General features: G+C 70.3%; 18 protein-coding genes. All 18 read left to right on the top strand.

Annotated elements, in window-relative coordinates; genetic code table 11:
• The first annotated feature begins 44 nt into the window (after nucleotides 1-44).
• The 18 genes from rsmH to K8O92_32060 all read left to right on the top strand — a co-directional run bounded on the left by rsmH (nucleotide 45) and on the right by K8O92_32060 (nucleotide 20,452).
• On the top strand, nucleotides 45-1,019 hold the full coding sequence (gene rsmH / locus K8O92_32145; GenBank protein ID UAK32287.1) for a 16S rRNA (cytosine(1402)-N(4))-methyltransferase RsmH: 975 nt from the start codon (nucleotides 45-47) through the stop codon (nucleotides 1,017-1,019).
• Between the two features lie 127 nt (nucleotides 1,020-1,146).
• On the top strand, nucleotides 1,147-1,929 hold the full coding sequence (locus tag K8O92_32140) for a hypothetical protein (GenBank protein ID UAK32286.1): 783 nt from the start codon (nucleotides 1,147-1,149) through the stop codon (nucleotides 1,927-1,929).
• Nucleotides 1,930-2,060: 131 nt separating this feature from the next.
• Nucleotides 2,061-3,824: a penicillin-binding protein 2 gene (locus K8O92_32135; protein UAK36075.1), complete on the top strand. Its 1,764-nt coding sequence runs from the start codon at nucleotides 2,061-2,063 to the stop codon at nucleotides 3,822-3,824.
• Between the two features lie 302 nt (nucleotides 3,825-4,126).
• Nucleotides 4,127-5,710, top strand: a complete 1,584-nt coding sequence (locus K8O92_32130) for a UDP-N-acetylmuramoyl-L-alanyl-D-glutamate--2,6-diaminopimelate ligase (GenBank protein ID UAK32285.1) — start codon at nucleotides 4,127-4,129, stop codon at nucleotides 5,708-5,710.
• Nucleotides 5,707-7,245 carry a UDP-N-acetylmuramoyl-tripeptide--D-alanyl-D-alanine ligase gene (locus K8O92_32125; GenBank protein UAK32284.1) on the top strand — a complete coding sequence of 513 codons (1,539 nt, stop codon included), beginning with the start codon at nucleotides 5,707-5,709 and terminating at the stop codon, nucleotides 7,243-7,245. Before K8O92_32130 ends, K8O92_32125 begins: the two co-directional genes overlap by 4 nt.
• The gene (mraY, locus tag K8O92_32120; protein ID UAK32283.1) at nucleotides 7,242-8,318 is read left to right on the top strand and encodes a phospho-N-acetylmuramoyl-pentapeptide-transferase; all 1,077 of its coding nucleotides are present in this window, start codon (nucleotides 7,242-7,244) and stop codon (nucleotides 8,316-8,318) included. The genes K8O92_32125 and mraY overlap by 4 nt, the downstream gene beginning before the upstream one ends.
• A gap of 47 nt (nucleotides 8,319-8,365) precedes the next feature.
• On the top strand, nucleotides 8,366-9,808 hold the full coding sequence (murD, locus tag K8O92_32115; protein ID UAK36074.1) for a UDP-N-acetylmuramoyl-L-alanine--D-glutamate ligase: 1,443 nt from the start codon (nucleotides 8,366-8,368) through the stop codon (nucleotides 9,806-9,808).
• Nucleotides 9,805-11,247: a putative lipid II flippase FtsW gene (ftsW, locus tag K8O92_32110; GenBank protein UAK32282.1), complete on the top strand. Its 1,443-nt coding sequence runs from the start codon at nucleotides 9,805-9,807 to the stop codon at nucleotides 11,245-11,247. The genes murD and ftsW overlap by 4 nt, the downstream gene beginning before the upstream one ends.
• Nucleotides 11,244-12,356, top strand: coding sequence for an undecaprenyldiphospho-muramoylpentapeptide beta-N-acetylglucosaminyltransferase (gene murG, locus K8O92_32105; protein ID UAK32281.1), 1,113 nt, complete (start codon nucleotides 11,244-11,246; stop codon nucleotides 12,354-12,356). Before ftsW ends, murG begins: the two co-directional genes overlap by 4 nt.
• Before the next feature lie 74 nt (nucleotides 12,357-12,430).
• Nucleotides 12,431-13,870 (top strand): UDP-N-acetylmuramate--L-alanine ligase, encoded by a 1,440-nt coding sequence (gene murC / locus K8O92_32100; GenBank protein UAK36073.1) that lies wholly within the window; start codon nucleotides 12,431-12,433, stop codon nucleotides 13,868-13,870.
• Between the two features lie 87 nt (nucleotides 13,871-13,957).
• Nucleotides 13,958-14,599, top strand: a complete 642-nt coding sequence (locus tag K8O92_32095) for an FtsQ-type POTRA domain-containing protein (protein ID UAK36072.1) — start codon at nucleotides 13,958-13,960, stop codon at nucleotides 14,597-14,599.
• 350 nt (nucleotides 14,600-14,949) lie between these two features.
• Nucleotides 14,950-16,194 carry a cell division protein FtsZ gene (ftsZ, locus tag K8O92_32090; protein ID UAK32280.1) on the top strand — a complete coding sequence of 415 codons (1,245 nt, stop codon included), beginning with the start codon at nucleotides 14,950-14,952 and terminating at the stop codon, nucleotides 16,192-16,194.
• 233 nt (nucleotides 16,195-16,427) lie between these two features.
• Nucleotides 16,428-17,156, top strand: a complete 729-nt coding sequence (pgeF, locus tag K8O92_32085) for a peptidoglycan editing factor PgeF (protein ID UAK32279.1) — start codon at nucleotides 16,428-16,430, stop codon at nucleotides 17,154-17,156.
• 49 nt (nucleotides 17,157-17,205) lie between these two features.
• Nucleotides 17,206-17,967, top strand: a complete 762-nt coding sequence (locus K8O92_32080) for a YggS family pyridoxal phosphate-dependent enzyme (GenBank protein UAK32278.1) — start codon at nucleotides 17,206-17,208, stop codon at nucleotides 17,965-17,967.
• A gap of 105 nt (nucleotides 17,968-18,072) precedes the next feature.
• Nucleotides 18,073-18,855 (top strand): cell division protein SepF, encoded by a 783-nt coding sequence (locus K8O92_32075; protein UAK32277.1) that lies wholly within the window; start codon nucleotides 18,073-18,075, stop codon nucleotides 18,853-18,855.
• 89 nt (nucleotides 18,856-18,944) lie between these two features.
• Complete coding sequence (locus K8O92_32070; protein UAK32276.1) at nucleotides 18,945-19,247, top strand: YggT family protein; 303 nt, start codon at nucleotides 18,945-18,947, stop codon at nucleotides 19,245-19,247.
• Nucleotides 19,248-19,316: 69 nt separating this feature from the next.
• Nucleotides 19,317-20,174 (top strand): DivIVA domain-containing protein, encoded by an 858-nt coding sequence (locus K8O92_32065; protein ID UAK32275.1) that lies wholly within the window; start codon nucleotides 19,317-19,319, stop codon nucleotides 20,172-20,174.
• Between the two features lie 77 nt (nucleotides 20,175-20,251).
• The gene (locus tag K8O92_32060) at nucleotides 20,252-20,452 is read left to right on the top strand and encodes a hypothetical protein (protein ID UAK32274.1); all 201 of its coding nucleotides are present in this window, start codon (nucleotides 20,252-20,254) and stop codon (nucleotides 20,450-20,452) included.
• The last annotated feature ends 22 nt before the right edge of the window (nucleotides 20,453-20,474 follow it).

Here is a 20,474-nt window from a genome sequence, read left to right as displayed (position 1 = left end):
TGTGCGGTGCGCGACGACGCGAGGTAGGACTCCGGGAGGTCGAGGTGAACCGTGAACAGCGCGGCCCCCGCCATGTTCCGGTTCTGCTCGAGCGAGCCGACGCGCTGCTCGGCCCCGCCTTGGCCGAGCCGGGCGCCGTCTACGTCGACGCCACCCTCGGTCTCGGCGGCCACGCCGAACATTTCCTGAGCACCTATCCGGGCATTCATCTGGTCGGGCTCGACCGGGACACCACCGCGTTGAAACTGGCCCGTGAGCGGCTCGAGCCGTTCGCGGATCGAATCACCCTGGTGCACACTCGCTATGACGGCATCGCCGACGCGCTGACCGAGGCGGGCCTGTCTTCCACCGGGTCGGTCTCGGCCATCCTGATGGATCTGGGCGTCTCCTCGATGCAGCTGGACGAGGCCGATCGTGGCTTCGCCTATTCCGTCGACGCGCCGCTGGACATGCGGATGGACCCGACCGGCGGCCTCACCGCCGCCGACGTGCTCAACACCTACAGCCACGGTGACCTGGCCCGGGTGCTGAAGACCTACGGCGAGGAACGCTTCGCGAGCCGGATCGCCGCCGAGGTGATCCGCCGTCGCCAGGTCAAACCGTTCCGCACCAGTGCCGAGCTGGTGGAGTTGCTCTATGCCGCGATTCCCGCGGCCACGCGCCGCACCGGCGGGCATCCGGCCAAGCGCACGTTCCAGGCGCTGCGGGTGGAGGTCAACGGGGAACTCGAGTCCTTGCGCGCCGCGCTGCCCGCCGCGCTCGCCGCGCTGCGTGTGGGCGGCCGCATCGTCGTCATGTCCTACCAGTCGCTGGAGGACAAGGTGGTCAAGCAGCAGCTCGCCGCGCGCACCGCGTCCAGGACGCCGGTGGACCTGCCGATGGAGCTGCCCGGCATGGGACCGGAGTTCCGGATGCTGACCCGCGGCGCGGAGAAGGCGACCGAGCAGGAGATCGAAGACAACCCGCGAGCGGCCCCGGTACGCATGCGCGCCGCCGAGCGGATCCAGGAGGCAGGGTGAGCCGGCAGTTCGCCACGCCTCATCGCGTCGGCCGGGTGCGGATTTCCCGCAGCGATATCGGAGGCCGGATGAGACAGTGTCGCGCTGTGCCGATCCGGCGTCCCGGGAGGAACGAGGAGGGGAATCGATGAGTGTGCGGACGCGGACCGTCGCAGCGCCGAGCCGGGTCGCCCGGCGGGTCCAAGAGGCCGAGCGGGTGAAATCGGGCGCGGCGCAGCGCGCCTACGCGCGGCGGCGCACGCGTGCGGAGGGCGGTTCGGACACCGTGTTTCTGCCCACCGTGCGGCGCTCGGCGATGGCCGCGCGCATCCCGTTCGTCACCGCCATCCTCGCCCTGCTCGGTTGCGGCCTCGCGCTGACCTTGCTGTTGACCACCCGCGCCGCCGAGGACAGCTACCAGCTCGGCGACGCGCGGGCGACGAACCGGCGGCTGGCCGACGAGCGCGCCGCGCTGCAACGTGAGGTGGAGGCCGCCGATTCGGCACCGGAGCTGGCCGCGCGAGCACGCGAACTCGGCATGATCCCGGCCAAGGACCCGGCCCGCCTGCTGGTCGGCCCCGACGGCTCGGTCACGGTGATCGGCAAGCCCACCCCGGCGCAAGGCACCCCCGTGCCGCCGCTGAACGCCGGACCTTCGGCGCGGTCGCCCTGGGGTGAGCGAGTGGTTCCGGTCACCACCACGCCCGGCGCTGCGGCGCCGGGGCAGCCGAACACCGGCGCGCAGAACAACACCCAGGTCAACGCGACGCCCGCTCCGGGAAGCCCGGTTCCGACTCCGCCTGCGCCGGTCGCCCCGCCGCAGCCGGGACCGTCCGCGCCGCCTGCCGACGTGCCACAGCCACCTGAGGCGGCCTCCCCGCAGGTGGAAGCGGCGCAACCGCAGGCGGGCCCCGACGGGACGCCGCAGTGACGCATCCCAGGCCCGCGCCGCGCAGGCGCCGCGGCCCTGGTGCGGCGCGGCCCACGGGCAGGCCGCGCCCAGCCGCGGCAGCTGTCCCGGACGGTCCGCTCCGGTTGCGCCTCGGCGTGGGCCGGGTGGTGATGCTCGTGGCGCTCGCCGTGGTCGCGCTGCAACTGCTGTGGGTGCAGAGCGTCGCGGCGCCCGGACTGTCCGCGCAAGCGGCCAGTCAGCGCACCACCCATCAACCCGACCCGGCCACCCGCGGGCCCATCACCGACCGTTACGGCAAGTCGCTGGCTTTCACCGTCTCCGCGAAAGCGCTGACCTTCCAACCGGTCCGGGTCCGCCAGGATCTAGCGGACGCCAAGGCCGAGAACGACAAGGCGCCCGACCCGGACGAGCGGCTGCGCGACATCGCGCGCACCATCCATCAAAAGGTGGGTAAAGACGCGCCGTCGGAAGCGGACCTGCTGGCGAAGCTGCGCAGTGACGAGACGTTCGTCTACTTGGCCCGCAACGTGGATCCGAGGATCGCCAGCGAGATCACCGAGAAGTTTCCGCAGGTCGGCTCCGATCACCAGAGCCCGCGGGTGTACCCCGGCGGCTCGCTGGCGGCGAACGTCGTCGGCGCCGTCGGGTGGGACGGCCACGGGCAGGTCGGGCTCGAGTCGTCGCTGGACTCCGTGCTGGCCGGTACCGACGGCTCGCACACCTACGATCGCGGCTCCGACGGCGCGGTGATACCCGGAAGCTGGCGGGACGAGCAGCCCGCGGTCAACGGCTCCGCCGTCGAGCTCACCCTGGACTCCGATCTGCAGTACTACGTGCAACAACAGGTACAGCAGGCCAAAGACCTGTCGGGTGCGGGCGCCGCATCGGCCGTCGTCCTCGACGCCAAGACCGGACAGGTCCTTGCGATGGCCAACGACAACACGTTCAACCCCGAACTGGGACCGCAGAAGTGGGCCGACGCCCAGCTGAGCAACCCGTCGGTCACCGACGTGTTCGAGCCCGGCTCGGTGAACAAGATCGTCACGGCCGCCGCGGCCGTCGAGTACGGCCTGACCGATCCGGACGAGGTGCATCAGGTGCCCGGCGCGATCCAGATGGCCGGCGTCACCGTGCACGACGCGTGGTCGCACGGTGTCGAGCCCTATACGACCACGGGCATTTTCGGCAGGTCCTCCAATGTCGGCACGCTCATGCTCGCGCAGCGCGTGGGCGAAGACCGTTTCGCCGATATGGCGCACCGGTTCGGGCTCGGGCAGCGCACAGGCATCGGTCTGCCGGGAGAGAGCGCGGGCCTGATGCCCGACCGCGAGCAGTGGTCCGGCGGCACCTTCGCCAATCTCCCGATCGGCCAGGGGCTTTCGATGACCACGCTGCAAATGGCCGGCATGTACCAGGCCATCGCCAACGACGGCGTGCGCATTCCGCCACGCATCGTCCGGGCGAAGATCGCGCCGGACGGCACCCGCACCGAGGAGACCCAGCCGGACGGCGTGCGGGTGGTGAGCCCGCAGACCGCCGCCACGCTGCGGACGATGTTCCAGGCGGTGGTGCAGCGTGACCCGATGAACGCCAACCAGAACGGCACCGGCTGGCCCGCGGCCATCACGGGATACCAGGTGGCGGGCAAGACCGGCACCGCGCAGAAGGTGGACCGCAATTGCCGGTGCTACTCCACGTCGTCGTTCTGGATCACCTTCGCCGGCATGGTTCCCGCGGAGAACCCGCGGTACGTGATCGGACTCATGCTCGACGCGCCCGTTCGCAGTTCCGACGGCTCCGGAGGCGGTTCGGTGGCTCCGCTGTTCCACAACATCGCGTCCTGGGCACTGCAGCGCGACCGCGTACCGCCGTCTCCGCAGCCGTCCCGGCACTTCGTCCTGCAGGCCGGGTGATCCGGTCGGCTCGCTCGGTACGACCGGGGCGGATCGGCAGCGAAGACAGCGGATCTGTCCGGAGGAAACAGCAGGTAAATGCGGTATTCGAGGGCCTGCGGCGAGCGGAGGAAGGCCGTGCGCGCACCGGCCTCGCACGGTCGTGCCCGGGTGCCGCGTGGCGCGCTCCGGACCGGGCGGACGAACCCGTAGGGTGCGGTGGGCGACCTCCCCGGCTTTGCGATGGGGCGCATGGTCCCGCCGTGACCGGTCGCCGGTAACCTGACACGTCGATCGCTGCCCCCGAAAGGAGCCTGGTTTCTGTGCAGTCCGGTCAACCGCGCGCATTACGGCCAGAGCATTCGCCCTCGACGCCGCTGGCGTCGCTGGCCGCCGTCATCGGGGCCGTGACGAGCCCTGAACCGGCTGCGCGCGGCGTGTCGGTCACCGGCATCGAGCAGCGCTCGCACGCCGTGCTCCCCGGCGATCTGTTCGCCGCGCTGCCGGGCGCACGCTCGCACGGCGCGCGTTTCGCGCGGGACGCGGTCGCCAGAGGCGCGGTCGCGGTATTGACCGACGCGGCGGGTGCGGAGCTGGCCGGTCCGCTCGAGGTGCCGGTGCTGGTGCGGGAGAACCCGAGGGCCGTGCTCGGGGAGCTGTCGGCGACGATCTACGGCAACCCCTCCGAGCGGCTGCGCATCGTCGGGATCACCGGAACCTCCGGCAAGACCACGACCTCCTATCTGGTGGAGGCGGGACTGGCCGCCGCGGGGCTGTCCACCGCGCTGATCGGCACCATCGAGACCAGGATCGGCGGCAGGCGCGTGCCGAGCGCCCTGACCACGCCCGAGGCGCCGCAGTTGCACGCGATGTTCGCGCTGATGGTCGAACAGGGCGTGGACGCGGTGGTGATGGAGGTCTCCAGCCACGCGCTGGCGCTGGGCCGGGTGGACGGGGTTCGTTTCGCGGTGGGCGCGTTCACCAACCTCTCCCAGGATCACCTCGACTTCCACGCCGACTTCGAGGACTACTTCGCCGCCAAACGCAGGCTGTTCGAACCGGATTCGCCGATCGCGGCGCGCACCGCGGTGGTCTGTGTGGACGACGACTGGGGACGGCGGCTCGCCGCTGGTCTCCCGGACCCCGTCACCGTGTCGACCACCCGGGCCGCCGCATGGAGCGTCACCGGCGCGGTCTCGGCGCACGGCGGCGAACAAGACTTCACCGCGGCCGGGCCGCACGGGGAAATCCCTGTGCGCCTGCGGCTTCCCGGCCACTACAACATCGCCAACGGACTGCTCGCGGTCGCGGTATGCGCGGCGGCGGGCGTCGAACCCTCGGTCGCCGCGCCCGCGTTGGCGACCGTGGACGTGCCCGGCCGGATGCAGCGCGTGGAGCGCGGACAGGACTTCCTGGCGATCATCGACTACGCGCACAAGCCCGCGGCGCTGGAGTCGGTGATCGCCACGCTGCGTGGACATCTCGCGGCGGACACCGCGGGACGGCTCGCGGTGGTGGTCGGCGCGGGCGGTGACCGGGACGCGGCGAAGCGGCCGCTGATGGGCGCCGCGGGCGCGCGAGGCGCCGATCTGCTGATCGTCACCGACGACAACCCGCGCACCGAGGACCCGGCGGCCATCCGCGCCGCGGTGCTCTCCGGTGCGTCGCAGGTGCCGGAGCACGAACGCGGCGAGGTGCGTGAGATCGGTGACCGCGCGGAAGCGATCGCGGCCGCGGTGGAGTGGGCGCGCCCCGGTGACGTGGTGCTGATCGCGGGCAAAGGACATGAGGCAGGGCAGGAGATCCAGGGCGTGAAGCACCCCTTCGACGACCGCGACGTACTCGCGGCCGCATTGGAAAGACGCAGTCCGCAAGGTAACCACGCGGAGGACTTGACGGTTTCATGATCGAGATGACACTGCGGGAGATCGCGGAGGTCGTCGGCGGCACGCTGCACGACGTCGTAGACCCGGAGGTGCGAGTGACCGGTGCGGTCGAATTCGACTCGCGCCGAATCGGTTCCGGCGATCTGTTCCTGGCGCTGCCGGGCGAGCGCTCCGACGGCCACGACTACGCGGGCGCGGCGATCGCCGCGGGCGCGGCGGCGGTGCTCGCGGCGCGGCCGGTGGGCGTGCCCGCCGTCGTGGTCACGCCCAGCCGCGGCGCCGTGCCGTCGAGTTCGGTTGCCCTGAGCCATGACACGGATGGCTCCGGGGCCGCTGTGCTGACCGCGCTCGCCGCGCTGGCCCGCGCCAGCGTGTCGCGTCTCGCCGCGGACGGCGGACTCACCGTCGTCGGCGTCACCGGCTCGTCCGGCAAGACCTCCACCAAGGACCTGCTGGCCGCCGTCCTCGCGCCGCTGGGCGCGGTGGTGGCCCCGCCGGGTTCGTTCAACAACGAACTCGGTCATCCGTGGACCGCGCTGCGCGCCGACGCGGTGACCCGCTTCCTGGTGCTGGAGCTGTCGGCGCGCGGGCCGGGACACATCGCCGCGCTGGCCGAGGTGGCGCCCCCGAGCATCGGTGTGGTGCTCAACGTCGGCACCGCGCATCTCGGCGAGTTCGGCAGCCGCGAGGCCATCGCGAAAACCAAGGGCGAGCTGGTCGAGGCGCTGCCACCGACCGGGCTGGCCGTGCTCAACGCCGACGATCCCCAGGTCGCGGCGATGGCCGCGCGCACGTCGGCGCGGGTGGTGACGGTCGGGCAGGCCGCGAACGCCGACGTGCGGGCCACCGACGTCCGGCTCGACGACCAGGCCAGGGCCGCGTTCACCGTGCACACGCCCGCGGGCAGCGCCCCGGTGCGGCTGGCCGTGCACGGCGAGCACCAGGTCGGCAACGCGCTGTCGGCGATCGCGGTCGCGCTGGAATGCGGCGCCGACCTCGAGACCGTGACCGCGGCGCTGTCCGGTGCGCGCGCCGCGTCCGCGCGACGGATGGACGTGCGGACCACCGCGGACGGGATCACCGTCGTCAACGACTCCTACAACGCCAATCCGGACTCCGTCCGCGCCGCGCTCAAAGCGCTGGTCAGCATGGCCCGCGCGGCCGAGGCGCCGCGGCGCAGCTGGGCGGTGCTCGGCGAGATGGCCGAACTCGGCGAGGAATCGGTCATCGAACACGACGCCATCGGGCGGCTCGCGGTGCGGTTGGACGTCAGCCGGGTCGTGGTCGTCGGTACGGGAAGACCGGCCCGCGCGCTGCATCAAGGGGCGGTGATGGAAGGGTCGTGGGGCGAGGAATCGGTCCTCGTACCGGACATCGAGGCGGCGATCGCACTGCTGGAGAAGGAAGTCGTCCCTGGCGACGTGGTGCTGGTCAAGGCATCGAAGTCGGTCGGCCTATGGGAGGTCGCCGAGCATCTGACCGACCCGCGAGTCGTGGCCGCACGCGGCGGCGCGGCGAACAGCGGGCCGGGACAGGACACGGAGGCAGCAGGATGAGACAGATTCTCTTCGCCGCGGCGATCGCGCTGACGGTCTCGATCCTGCTCACCCCCTTGCTGATCCGGTTGTTCGCCAAGCAGGGTTTCGGGCAGGAGATTCGGGTCGACGGTCCCGCCAGCCACCAGGCCAAGCGCGGCACCCCGACGATGGGCGGCGTCGCGATCCTGGTCGGCATGTGGGCCGGTTACCTGGGCTCCCACCTGATCGGCATCGGCTACCACGCCGACGGGCCGTCGGCGTCGGCGTTGCTCGTGCTCGGCCTGGCCACGGCCCTGGGCGCGGTGGGTTTCGTCGACGACTTCATCAAGATCCGCAAGCAACGCAATCTGGGCCTGACCGCGGCGGGCAAGTATCTCGGCCAGCTGTCGGCGGCCGTGATCTTCGGCATTCTCGCCTTGCAGTTCCGTGGCGCGAGCGGGCTCACGCCCGCCAGCAGGCACCTGTCCTACGTGCGCGACATCAGCACGGTGACCATGGGTGTGGTCGTGTTCCTGGTGTTCGTCTGCTTCGTGGTCGTCGCCTGGTCCAACGCGGTGAACCTCACCGACGGACTCGACGGTCTGGCCGCCGGATCGATGAGTCTGGTGCTGGGCGGCTACGTGATCATCACGTTCTGGCAGTACTACCACGCCTGCGAGACCAAGCCGGAGGCCGGCTGCTACAACGTGCGCGATCCGCTGGATCTCGCCCTGGTCTGCGCCGCGGGCGCGGCGGCGTGCGTCGGGTTCCTGTGGTGGAACGCGGCCCCGGCCAAGATCTTCATGGGCGACACCGGCTCGCTGGCGCTGGGCGGCCTGCTGGCGGGCCTGTCCATCACCACCCGGACCGAGCTGCTGATGATCGTCATCGGCGCGCTGTTCGTCGCCGAGACGGCGTCGGTGGTGTTGCAGGTCGCGGTCTTCCGCACGACGCGCAACCGGTTGTTCAAGATGGCGCCGTTCCACCATCACTTCGAGCTCAGCAAATGGGCCGAGACGACGGTGATCATCAGGTTCTGGCTGCTGGCCGCGATGGCCTCCGCGGTCGGACTCGGGCTGTTCTACAGCGAATACCTCTCCGCGGTCGGGTGAACGAGATGGTCGAACATTCTCCGCGAGCACTGCGCTCACCCGGGCCCATGCTGGAATTCCTCCGCGGTCGCGACGTCCTGGTCGCGGGCTGGGGCGTGTCGGGACGCTCGCTGGTCGAACCGCTGCGCGACATCGGCGCGCGTCCGGTGGTCACCGACGGCGGCGCCGCGGCCCTGGCCGAGGCCGCAGGCCTCGGACTGGACGTGGCCACCGGCGCGGAGCTGGAGAACACCGACTGGAGCCGGTTCGCGCTGGTGATCACCAGCCCGGGCTGGCGGCCGGACTCGCCGGTGCTGGCGTCCGCGGTGGCCGAGGGCACGCCGGTGTGGGGCGATGTCGAGTTCGCTTGGTGGGTGGATCAGGCCAGGATCTACGGACCGGTCCGCAAATGGCTGGTCGTCACCGGCACCAACGGCAAGACCACCACGACCCAGATGACCCACGCGATCCTGCGCGCCGCCGGTATCGCCAGCGTCGCCTGCGGCAACATCGGCCTACCCATCCTGGACGCGCTGCGGCGTAACCCCGGCCCGCAGGTACTCGCGGTCGAGCTGTCGTCGTTCCAGCTGCACTGGGCGCCGTCGGTGCGCCCGGAGGCCGGTGTCGTCCTCAACGTCGCCGAGGATCACCTGGATTGGCACGGCGGCCTGGACGCCTACGCCGCGGCCAAGGCCAGGGCGCTGGTCGGCCGGGTCGGCGTGGTCGGCCTGGACGATCCGGTCGCGGCCTCGCTGGCGCGCAAGTCCAAGGCCCGGCGGACCGTGGGTTTCCGGGTCGGGGTGCCCGCCGACGGCGAACTCGGCGTGGTCGACGGCAAACTGCTCGACCGCGCGTTCACCAAGGCCGCGATCCTGGCCGAGGTCGGCGACATCAGCCCGCCCGGCCCCGCCGGCGTCGCGGACGCGCTGGCCGCGTCGGCCCTGACCAGGGCGATCGATGTCGCGCCGCAGTTCGTTCGGGAAGGCTTGGTCGAGCACAAGGTCGGCCCGCACCGCGCCGCGTTCGTGCGCGAACTGGCCGGAGTCGACTTCGTCGACGACTCCAAGGCCACCAATCCGCATGCCGCGCGGTCATCGATCCTGGCGCATCCACAGGTGGTCTGGGTGGCCGGTGGCCAGCTCAAGGGCGCTCACGTCGAGGACATGATCGAAGAGGTCGCCGACCGTCTGGTCGCGGCGGTGCTGATCGGCGCCGACGCGCCGGTGTTCGCGGCCGCGCTGGCGCGACACGCGCCCGATGTCCCGGTCGTCGAGCTGGTCGCGGGAGACGATGCAGGGATGGGTGACGCAGCGTCTCCGACCGCCGCGGCCGACGCCGTCATGGCGCGGGCCGTGCGCGCCGCCGCGGGCTTCGCCCGCCGCGGCGACACCGTGCTGCTGGCGCCGGCCGCCGCGTCATTGGACATGTTCACCGATTACACGCACCGGGGCCGCAGCTTCGCCGCGGCGGTGCACGCCCTGGAAGACGGTGACATCGGACGGCGGCTATGACGGAATCGGCGCGGCGCAAGCGCGAGGCGGTCCCTCGGTTCTGGGCCTGGCTGGCGCGGCCGCTCGCGTCGTTCCATCTGGTGGTCACCATCGCCACCCTGCTCACCGTGCTGGGGTTGGTGATGGTCCTGTCGGCCTCCAGCGTGGAGGCCTACGCCGACGGCGGATCGGCATACTCGCTGTTCATCCAGCAGGCCATGTTCGCCGCCGTCGGCACCGTGCTGTTCTATCTGGCGCTGCGCATTCCCCTGCGCAGGCTGCGGCAGTGGTCTTTCCCGCTGTTCGCGCTGTCGGTGCTGGCGCTGCTGCTGGTGCTGATACCCGGCATCGGTTCGCAGGTGCAGGGCGCGCGCCGCTGGCTGGTGCTCGGGCCGGTCTCGGTGCAGCCGTCGGAGGTCGTGAAGGTGACGCTGGTGGTGTGGGGCGCGCACCTGCTGGCCTCCCGCCGCGCCGAGCGCGCGAGCCTCAAGGACATCCTGGTTCCGCTGGTCCCCGCCGGTCTGCTGGTGTGCTTGCTCGTGGTGCTGCAACCGAACCTGTCCACCACCATCGCGCTGGGTGTCGTGCTCGGCGCGTTGCTGTGGTTCGGCGGCCTGCCGGTGCGCCTGTTCGTGACGATCGCACTGTCCGGCGTGATCGCCGCGGGCGTGCTAGCGCTGTCCGCCGGTTATCGCTCCGACCGGATGCGCGCGTTCTTCAACCCCGGCGATGACCCGCAGGGCATCAACTACCAGGCCCGGCAGGCGCTGTACTCGCTGGCCGACGGCGGTATCTGGGGACGCGGCCTGGGACAGAGCCGCGCCAAGTGGAGCTATCTGCCGAATTCGCACAACGACTTCATCTTCGCGATCATCGGCGAGGAACTCGGCTATCTCGGCTGCGCGCTGGTGCTCGGCCTGTTCGCGCTGTTCGTCTACACCGGCTTGCGGATCGCGGCCCGGTCGGTGGATCCGTTCCTGCGGTTGCTCACCGCGACCGCGACGACCTGGATCACCGCGCAGGCACTGATCAACATCGGCTATGTGGTCGGCCTGCTCCCGGTCACCGGGTTGCAGCTGCCGCTGGTCTCCGCGGGCGGATCGTCACTGGCCATCACGCTGTTCATGTTCGGCATCATCGCCAGCGCGGCCAGACACGAGCCGGAGGCGGTCGCGGCGCTGCACGCCGGACAGGACGGTCGTTTCAGTAGGCTGTTGCGGTTGCCCAAACCAGAGGTGTACGCACCGGCTCGGTCCGGCTCGGGCCGCCGCGGCCGGGCGCCGCGGGCGGGCGAGCGTGGACCGTCGGCACTGCCGCCCGGCAGGCGCGGGCGCTACGGCGCCGAACCGCCGCGGCGGCGTTCGCCGGAGAGCCGCGGCACCAGCTCGGCGCGCGCCACCAGGGCTTGGGAACCCAGCTATCCGGTCAACCATGCAAGAGAACGGGGAAGATCTAGGTGATCTCGGTAATCGTCGCGGGCGGCGGCACGGCGGGCCACATCGAACCGGCACTGGCGGTGGCGGACGCGTTGCGGCGGCTCGACGATTCGATCCGGGTGACGGCGCTGGGCACCGAGCGCGGGCTGGAGACCCGCTTGGTTCCCGAACGCGGCTATCCGCTCGAGCTCATCCCTCCGGTCCCGTTGCCGCGCAAACCCACCATGGATCTGCTGCGGCTGCCTGGACGGGTCCGGGCCTCGGTGGCCGCCACCCGCGCCGTCATCGATGCGGTCGAGGCCGACGTGATCATCGGTTTCGGCGGGTACGTGGCGCTTCCGGCGTATCTCGCCGCGGGGGCGGGCGTGCTGCGCCGCAGGCGCCCGGTCCCGGTGGTGGTACACGAGGCGAACGCCAAGGCGGGCATCGCGAACAAGGTCGGCGCCCGCCGCGCGGCGCGGGTGCTGGCGGCGGTCCCGGACTCGGGCCTGCCGAACGCGCAGGTGGTGGGCATTCCGGTGCGCGCATCGATCACCGGACTGGACCGCGCCGCACTGCGCACCGAGGCGCGGGCGCACTTCGGCCTCCCACCCGAAGGGCCGGTGTTGCTGGTCTTCGGCGGGTCGCAGGGAGCGCGCACCCTGAACGAGGCGGTGTCGGGAGCCGCACCCCAGCTCGCCGCCGCCGGGATTTCGGTGCTGCACGCGCACGGACCCAAGAACATCCTCGACCTGGGCGACTCCGCCGCGGGCGGCCGGGACGGCGCTCGTTACCTCGCGGTGCCGTACCTGTCCCGGATGGACCTCGCCTACGCGGCCGCCGACGCAGTGGTCTGCCGATCGGGCGCGATGACCGTCGCGGAGGTGTCCGCGGTCGGGCTGCCCGCCTTCTACGTGCCGCTGCCACACGGCAACGGGGAGCAGGAACTCAACGCCCGGCCCGTGGTGCGCCAGGGCGGTGGCAGAATTGTCCCCGATTCCGAGTTGACGCCGAAATACGTGATCGATGAGGTGATTGGGCTGCTCATGGACTCCGCACGGCTGACCGAGATGGGCCGGGCCGCCGCAGGCGCCGGGCACCGTGACGCCGCCGACGAGGTGGCGCGGATCGCGGCGGCGGTGGCGCGCCGATGAGCGACACCACGGCAGACCAGGCGGGACCGGACACCGAACACAGCGGGCTGCCCCCGGAACTCGAACGCGTGCACATGGTCGGGATCGGCGGGGCCGGTATGTCCGGCATCGCCCGGATCCTGCTCGCTCGCGGCGGCGCGGTGTCGGGGTCGGACGCGAAGGAGAGCCGGGGCGTGCTCGCCCTGCGGGCTCGGGGCGCGCAGGTGCGGATCGGGCACGACGCCACCGCCTTGGACCTGCTCCCCGGCGGCCCGACCGCGGTGGTCACCACGTACGCGGCCATCCCGAAGACCAATCCGGAACTCGTCGAGGCCAACCGTCGCGACATCCCGGTGCTGCTGCGGCCCACGGTGCTGGCGTCGCTGATGCGGGGGCATCGGACGCTGCTGGTCTCCGGTACGCACGGCAAGACTTCCACCACCTCGATGCTCATCGTGTCGTTGCAGCACTGCGGGTTCGACCCGTCGTTCGCGGTCGGCGGCGAACTGAACGAGGCGGGCACCAACGCCCACCACGGCACCGGCGACATCTTCGTGGCGGAGGCCGACGAGAGCGACGGCTCACTGCTGCAGTACGACCCGGACGTCGCCGTTGTCACCAATATCGAGTCCGACCACCTGGATTTCTTCGGATCCGATGAGGCCTACGTGCAGGTATTCGACGACTTCGCCGACCGGGTCGCCGCGGGGGGCCTGCTGGTGGTGTGCCTGGACGATCCGGGCTCGCGCGCGCTGGCCGAGCGGGTCGGCGAGCGTTTGGCGCGGCGCGAGGTCCGCGTTCTCGGCTACGGCTCCGGAGACCTCGCGGACGCGCCGGTCCCGGTGGGCGCGCGGTTGCACAGCTGGGAGCCGCGCGACGTCGGCGGGATCGTGCAATTCCAGCTCGCCGACGAGGCCGCGCCGCGCACGCTGCGCCTGTCGGTACCGGGCAGGCACATGGCGCTGAACGCGCTCGGAGCGCTGCTGGCCGCCCACGCCACCGGCGCCGATATGGGTGAGATCATTCAGGGCCTGGAGGGGTTCGGGGGTGTGCACCGCCGGTTCCAGTTCGCCGGACGGGAGAACGGCGTGCGCGTCTTCGACGATTACGCCCACCACCCGACGGAGGTGCGCGCCGTGCTCGGCGCCGCCGCCGAACTGGTTCAGCAGGAGGCCCGCGACGGCGCCCGCTCCAGGCAGGGACGGGTCATCGTGGTCTTCCAGCCGCACCTCTACAGCCGGACCGCGACCTTCGCCGCGGACTTCGGCGCCGCGCTCAGCCTGGCCGACGAGGTCGTCGTGCTCGACGTCTACGGCGCGCGGGAGAAGCCGCTGCCCGGCGTGAACGGCGCGCTGGTCGCGCAGTCGGTGACGAAACCGGTGCACTATCAACCGGATATGTCCCGGGTCGGGCGCCAGGTCGCCGGGTTGGCGTTGCCGGGCGACGTGGTGATCACCATGGGCGCGGGCGACGTGACGATGCTGGGCAGCCAAATTCTCGACGGATTACGGGCGCGTCCCCAGCACGGACGGTGACCCGGCGTGCGCGGGGTCGGGTCGGCGCGCGCGGCCGGGCGCCGCGCCAGTGATCGGTTCGGCGCACTCGAATGGCGCCGAATTCGCTTGTGGGGATTGCTGGGCGTGTGCGTTCTTACGGTGGTCTGTGCCCTCGCCTGGTTCACCCCGGTGCTCTCGGTGCGCACCGTGCGGATCGAGGGGGCGGTGGCAGTACCCGAACCACAGGTGCGAGATGTGCTCGAAATCCCGTCCGGGCGCTCGATGCTGCGAATCGACACCAGCGCGATCGCCCGGCGGGTGGCGGGCATTCCGAAGGTGCGCACCGCACGGGTGCAGCGCGTATTTCCGTCCACGGTTCGGGTGACGGTCGTCGAGCGCGTTCCGGTGTTGTTCTACGACAGCCCGGAAGGCGCGCATCTGCTGGATGCCGAGGGCGTGGAATTCGCGGTGGAGACCGCGCCTATCGGCGTGCCGAAGTTGATCACCGATCATCCCGGCGGCGCCGATCCGCTGACCGCGGCGGCGGTCTCCATACTCGCCATCGTGCCTGCTGCGCTGGCGGTTCTCGTGGAGGAGGTTGCCGCACGGTCCATTTCGGATATTTCGCTGAATCTCAAGGACGGTCGCACGGTACTCTGGGGCGGGACCAACGACGCCGAACGAAAGGCGGCGGTCGTGTTGCCGTTGTTGACACGCCCCGGAACGGTGTTCGATGTTTCGAGTCCCAATCTGGTCACGGTAAAGTGATCCACACCCATTGCGTCCAGGGAATTTTCGGCGGCCCGGAAGTGGTTCCGGCGCCGAGAAGAGGGCCGGGGGGCAACCGTTCACCATACGACGTGTGGAGCGGCGAGACGAGCGGGATCACGCAAGATTCTGGCTCTCGTTTCGGCGCGCCTGCGCGCGTATCGCGTCGGCTGCGAATAGCGTTCCGCACCAGTCGGATACTTGACATAACGCTAACCCTATGGTTGAGCTTTAGGGTTTGCCGAACCGCGGTTCGCTTCTTCGCAGCGACCCCACCCGCGGAACGGGCCCGAGCGGCGTGCCGAGAATCCGAAAACGACAGGCTTTAGATCGAAGGAAGGCGAGAGCCCATGACGCCCCCGCACAACTACCTTGCGGTGATCAAGGTCGTCGGTATCGGCGGCGGCGGTGTGAATGCCGTCAACCGGATGATCGAGCAGGGACTCAAAGGTGTCGAGTTCATCGCGGTCAACACCGACGCCCAGGCGCTGCTGATGAGCGACGCCGACGTCAAGCTCGACGTCGGCCGTGAACTGACCCGCGGTCTGGGAGCCGGCGCCGACCCCGAGGTCGGGCGCAAGGCCGCCGAGGACCACAAGGACGAGATCGAAGAGGTGCTCAAGGGCGCCGACATGGTCTTCGTCACCGCGGGTGAGGGCGGTGGCACCGGTACCGGTGGCGCCCCCGTCGTAGCGCAGATCGCGCGCAAGCTCGGCGCGCTCACCATCGGCGTGGTCACCCGTCCGTTCTCCTTCGAGGGCAAGCGGCGCGGGAACCAGGCCGAGGTCGGCATCAACCTGCTGCGCGAGTCCTGCGACACGCTGATCGTCATCCCGAACGACCGGCTGCTGCAGCTCGGCGACGCGGCGGTGAGCCTGATGGACGCGTTCCGTTCCGCCGACGAGGTGCTGCTCAACGGTGTGCAGGGCATCACCGACCTGATCACCACCCCCGGCCTGATCAACGTCGACTTCGCCGACGTCAAGAGCGTGATGTCCGGGGCGGGCAGCGCGCTGATGGGTATCGGTTCGGCGCGCGGCGAGGGCCGCTCGGTGAAAGCGGCCGAGTCCGCCATCAATTCGCCGCTGCTGGAAGCGTCCATGGACGGTGCGCACGGCGTGCTGCTGTCGATCGCGGGCGGGTCCGACCTGGGCTTGTTCGAGATCAACGAGGCGGCGTCGCTCGTGCAGGAAGCCGCGCACATCGAGGCCAACATCATCTTCGGCACCGTGATCGATGACTCGCTCGGGGACGAGGTGCGGGTCACCGTGATCGCGGCTGGCTTCGACGGCGGCGGGCCTGCCCGGCGCACTTTCGAGACGTCGGGCCGCAGCACCATCGGCACCGCGCGCTCGGGCGAGATCGGGCAGAGCCGCGCCAGTGAGATCGCCGCGCGTAGCAGCGACAGCACGCCGAGCACGTCCACCGCGGGTACGGCCGGCCGCGGCGCGATCCCGAGCTACCGCGACACCGAACGAGCACGCACGCTGGCCGAGCCGACGGTCACGACCAACTCACGGTCCCACATCACGCCGCCGGACGCCGGCGACGATGACGACGACGTGGACGTGCCCTCGTTCATGCGGAGGGGCTGAGCGCAGGAGTACGGTTCCGGCGCGGGCCGGGACCGAGCTGGAACAGCGATCCCGGCCCGCGCCGGGATGCGCGGGCGGGACACGGGGAGCGGTGTCCCGAAGTGTGACGACCGACAAGCTATTTCGGGGGAGCGCAGGCGCGCGAAGCGGCCGAGCGCGATCGGCCGGGTGAAAATCCGGCCTCTACCTGGGGATTTCGACGGCCTTCGCCGAGCGCCACTAGGCTCGGGGCCATGACTATCGCGCCGACCATCACTGTCCGACGGGTCACCACGACCAGGTCCGGAGGCTTCTCGGCGCCGCCCTACGACTCGTTCAATCTCGGCGACCACGTCGGCGACGATCCGGCGGCGGTGCGGCGCAACCGCGATCGGCTGGCCGAGGGAATCGGCCTGACGCCCGAGCGCATGGTCTGGATGGAACAGATCCACGGCCGCAACGTGGAGATCGTCGACGGCCCGCGCGCCGAGCCGGTCCCCGTCACCGACGCCCTCGTCACCACCGTGCCCGGGCTCGCGCTGGTCGCGCTCAGCGCCGACTGCGTGCCCATCCTCCTATCCGACGACACGGCGGGCGTGATCGCCGCCGTGCACGCCGGGCGGGTCGGCGCACGCATCGGCATCGTGCCGCGTGTGCTGGAGGCGATGGTGTCGGTCGGCGCACGCCTGGAGCGGGTCGGGGCCTTGCTCGGGCCCGCCGCGTCCGGTCGCCGGTACGAGGTTCCGGCCGCGATGCGCGACGACGTGGAGGCGCATCTGCCCGGCAGCGCGACCACCACCGTCCGCGGCACCCCTGGCCTGGACCTGCGAGCGGGCATCTCCCGGCAGCTCACCGAGGCCGGCGTCGCCGCGATCGCGGTCGACCCGCGCTGCACCATCGAGGATCAGACCCTGTTCAGCCATCGTCGCGGCGCGCCGACCGGCCGGATCGGCAGCGTGATCTGGATGGAGGCTTCCGCATGAGCGCGCGAAGCGCCGTCCGCGCGATGCCGGGCGCCGGCGGGGTGCGGGCATGAGCGCCGAGGCGGAGACCGCGGTGGACGAGGCGCTCGCGGCGCGGACCGCCGAGCTGTCGGACAACCTGGCGGGTCTGCTCGCCCGCATCGATGCGGCATGTCACGCGGCGGGCCGGTCGCCGGAGTCGGTGCGGCTGCTGCCGGTGACGAAATTCTTCCCCGCCTCGGATGTGGCGATTCTGCATCGGATCGGCAGGCGCGAGTTCGGCGAGTCGCGGGAGCAGGAGGCCGCCGCCAAGGTGGCGGCCCTGCGTGACGAAGACCTCTCCGGCATCCGCTGGCACATGATCGGGCGGTTGCAGCGGAACAAAGCACGCGCTGTCGCCCGCTGGGCGCACACCGTTCACTCGGTAGACAGCGAACGGCTGGCAACCGCTCTTGACGCGGGTGCGACAGCCGCGTTGGAGGCGGGGGATCGTACCGAACCGGTCCGCGTGTTGCTGCAGGTGAGCCTGGATGACGACCCCACCCGAGGGGGCGTTGCGGCGGGCGATCTCCCCGCCCTCGCCGGACGGATTGCGGAAGCTCCGGGATTACGTTTGTCGGGTCTGATGGCCATTCCGCCCTTGGGGGCGGAGTCTGATGCCGCATTTGCGCGACTTGCGATGTTGCACACGCTGTTGCTCGCCGATCATCCGGACGCTACGGAGCTTTCGGCGGGAATGTCGGGTGATCTCGAATCCGCGATCGAACACGGTTCGACGGTTGTGCGTGTCGGTACCGCCTTGATGGGTATACGACCGATAACCTCGGGCTAGCAAAGAAACCTCATCAGTCACATTCGACACATATGCTGGGAACTGAAGAGGGCTGAGCAAGACTTCAACACCCGGCCGCCACCGGGGCCGAAGGAAGGTCGACCAATGAGCACGCTGCACAAGTTCAAGGCGTACTTCGGCATGGTTCCGCTCGAGGATTACGAAGACGACTACGTCGACGATCGCGCCCCCCGAGGCGTGGACGAGCGAGGTGCTCGCCGGCCCCGGCCCCGTGACTACTCCGACCGCGACGGCTACGTCGATCGCTACGGCGAAGACCGGTACGGCGCAGGCCGTTTCGACGACGTCGACTACCCCGAGCCTGCCTACAAGTCGCCGTACAAGGCGGGTTACTCGGTGTCGCGGCGCGACGACTACGCCGACGAGCCCTACGGCGACGACCGCTACGACGCGCCCCGCCGTCCCACCCGGATCGACTCCGCCCCGTCGGGTCGGTTCCGGGCAGGTGGGAGCGCGCCGACGCTGCGTGGCGCCACCCGTGGCGCGCTCGCCGTCGACCCCGACGCGGAAGAGCGCAGGCTGGAGGAGCGCGTGCGTCCCGAGCCCGCCCCGGTGCGGCGGCCCGGGATCTTCGAGGACGGAGGCCCCTTGTCCAAGATCACGACGCTGCGCCCGCGCGACTACAGCGAGGCTCGCATCATCGGCGAACGTTTCCGCGAGGGCAATCCGGTGATCATGGACCTGGTGGATCTGAGCAACGCCGACGCCAAGCGGCTGGTCGACTTCGCCGCGGGCCTGGCCTTCGCGCTGCGCGGGTCGTTCGACAAGGTGGCGACGAAAGTGTTCCTGCTCTCACCGGCGGACGTCGACGTATCAGCGGAAGAACGCAGGCGCATCGCGGAAACCGGCTTCTACAACCAGAAATAAGGTCGTGATCTGGGGGGTGGAGCAGACCGGATGCAGGTTGTGCGGCGCGGGCATTTTGCGCGACGCGATTTTTACGGCAGAGTGAAGTCGTGGCCTTGTTCGCGGTGCTGTACTTCGTACTGTTCATCTTCTGGCTGTTGCTGATCAGCCGGGTGATCGTCGAGTTCATCCGTAGCTTTGCCCGAGACTGGCGTCCTACCGGTGTCGTGGTCGTCGTCCTGGAGGTGATCTTCACGATCACCGACCCTCCGGTGAAACTGCTGCGGCGGTTGATACCCCCCGTGTCACTGGGCGGAATTCGCCTGGATCTGTCGATAATGGTCCTGCTTTTCATCGTCTTCATCCTGATGTCGATCGTGGGCAGGCTCGGGCAACCGGTAGCTCCGGTGTGACAGAATGGGCCGTGTAGACAGCTTGCTAGATCTGCTAGATCTCCAAAAGACGCGTGAAGGGATCCTTCCATGCCGCTGACCCCAGCCGATGTGCACAACGTCGCGTTCAGCAAACCGCCGATCGGGAAGCGCGGCTACAACGAGGATGAAGTCGACGCGTTCCTGGATCTCGTGGAGCAGGAGCTCTCGCGTCTGATCGAGGAGAACGCCGATCTGCGCCAGCGGGTCGCCGAACTCGACGCGGAACTGGCCGATGCCAAGAAGAACCGCGGTCCGGCGATGGCGAACACCGTGAAGGCGCCGATTCAGCAGGTCCCGCCGCCCCAGCCGGAACCGATCAAGCCGCCGGTTCCCGCCGCGCCGCCCGCTCCGATGCCCGCCGCTCCGGTGGCCAAGGACGCTCCCGGCGCGGACGCGAACCTGCAGGCCGCCAAGGTGCTCAGCCTCGCCCAGGAGATGGCGGATCGGCTGACCAGCGACGCCAAGGCCGAGGCGGAGAGCTTGCTGTCGAATGCCCGGGCGAATTCCGAGCGACTGGTCGGAGACGCCAGGACGCGGTCGGAGGCCATGATCGCCGACGCCCGCCAGAAGTCGGACGCGATGCTGTCGGACGCGCAGACCCGCTCGGACAACCAGCTGCGCCAGGCCAAGGAGAAGGCCGACGCGCTGCAGGCCGACGCCGAGCGCAAGCACACCGAGATCATGGCGACCATCACTCAGCAGCGCAGCGTGCTGGAGAGCCGGATCGAGCAGCTCAAGACCTTCGAGCGCGAGTACCGCGTGCGGTTGAAGTCGTACCTGGAGTCGCAGCTCGAGGAGTTGGAGAACCGTGGCTCGGCGGTGCCGGTCGACGGTGGCGAAGCCTTCGCGGACGCCAACACGGCCAACAACCTCGCGCCGGCCTCTTTCGCCAAGGGCGGCAAGTAGCGCGCGGCGCCCCAGCACAGCAGTTCGCATACCGTTAGAGGAACTGTCGAGCCGCCCGGCATGCCTTGGGGGTCACCATGCTCGTCTTGACACTCGTCCTTGCCGCGATCGGCTTCGCCCTGCTCGTGGCCGCGCTCACCACCGGCTCGGTGATCTGGGCGTGGGGCTGCATCGTGGTGTGTGTCGTCGGTGCGATGCTCTTGCTGGTGAGTGCCTTGTCCATACGGAGTCCGGATGGTGATTCCCCGCCGCCTCCTGGTCGTCATGCCAAACGATGAAGGCGGCCGCACCGGCCCGGCG

It is taken from the genome of Nocardia asteroides (genome assembly GCA_019930625.1).
In the GTDB taxonomy this organism is placed as follows: domain Bacteria; phylum Actinomycetota; class Actinomycetes; order Mycobacteriales; family Mycobacteriaceae; genus Nocardia; species Nocardia sputi.
The sequence above is the reverse complement of the archived record's forward strand: the minus strand, read 5'-3'. Positions and strand labels throughout refer to the sequence as shown.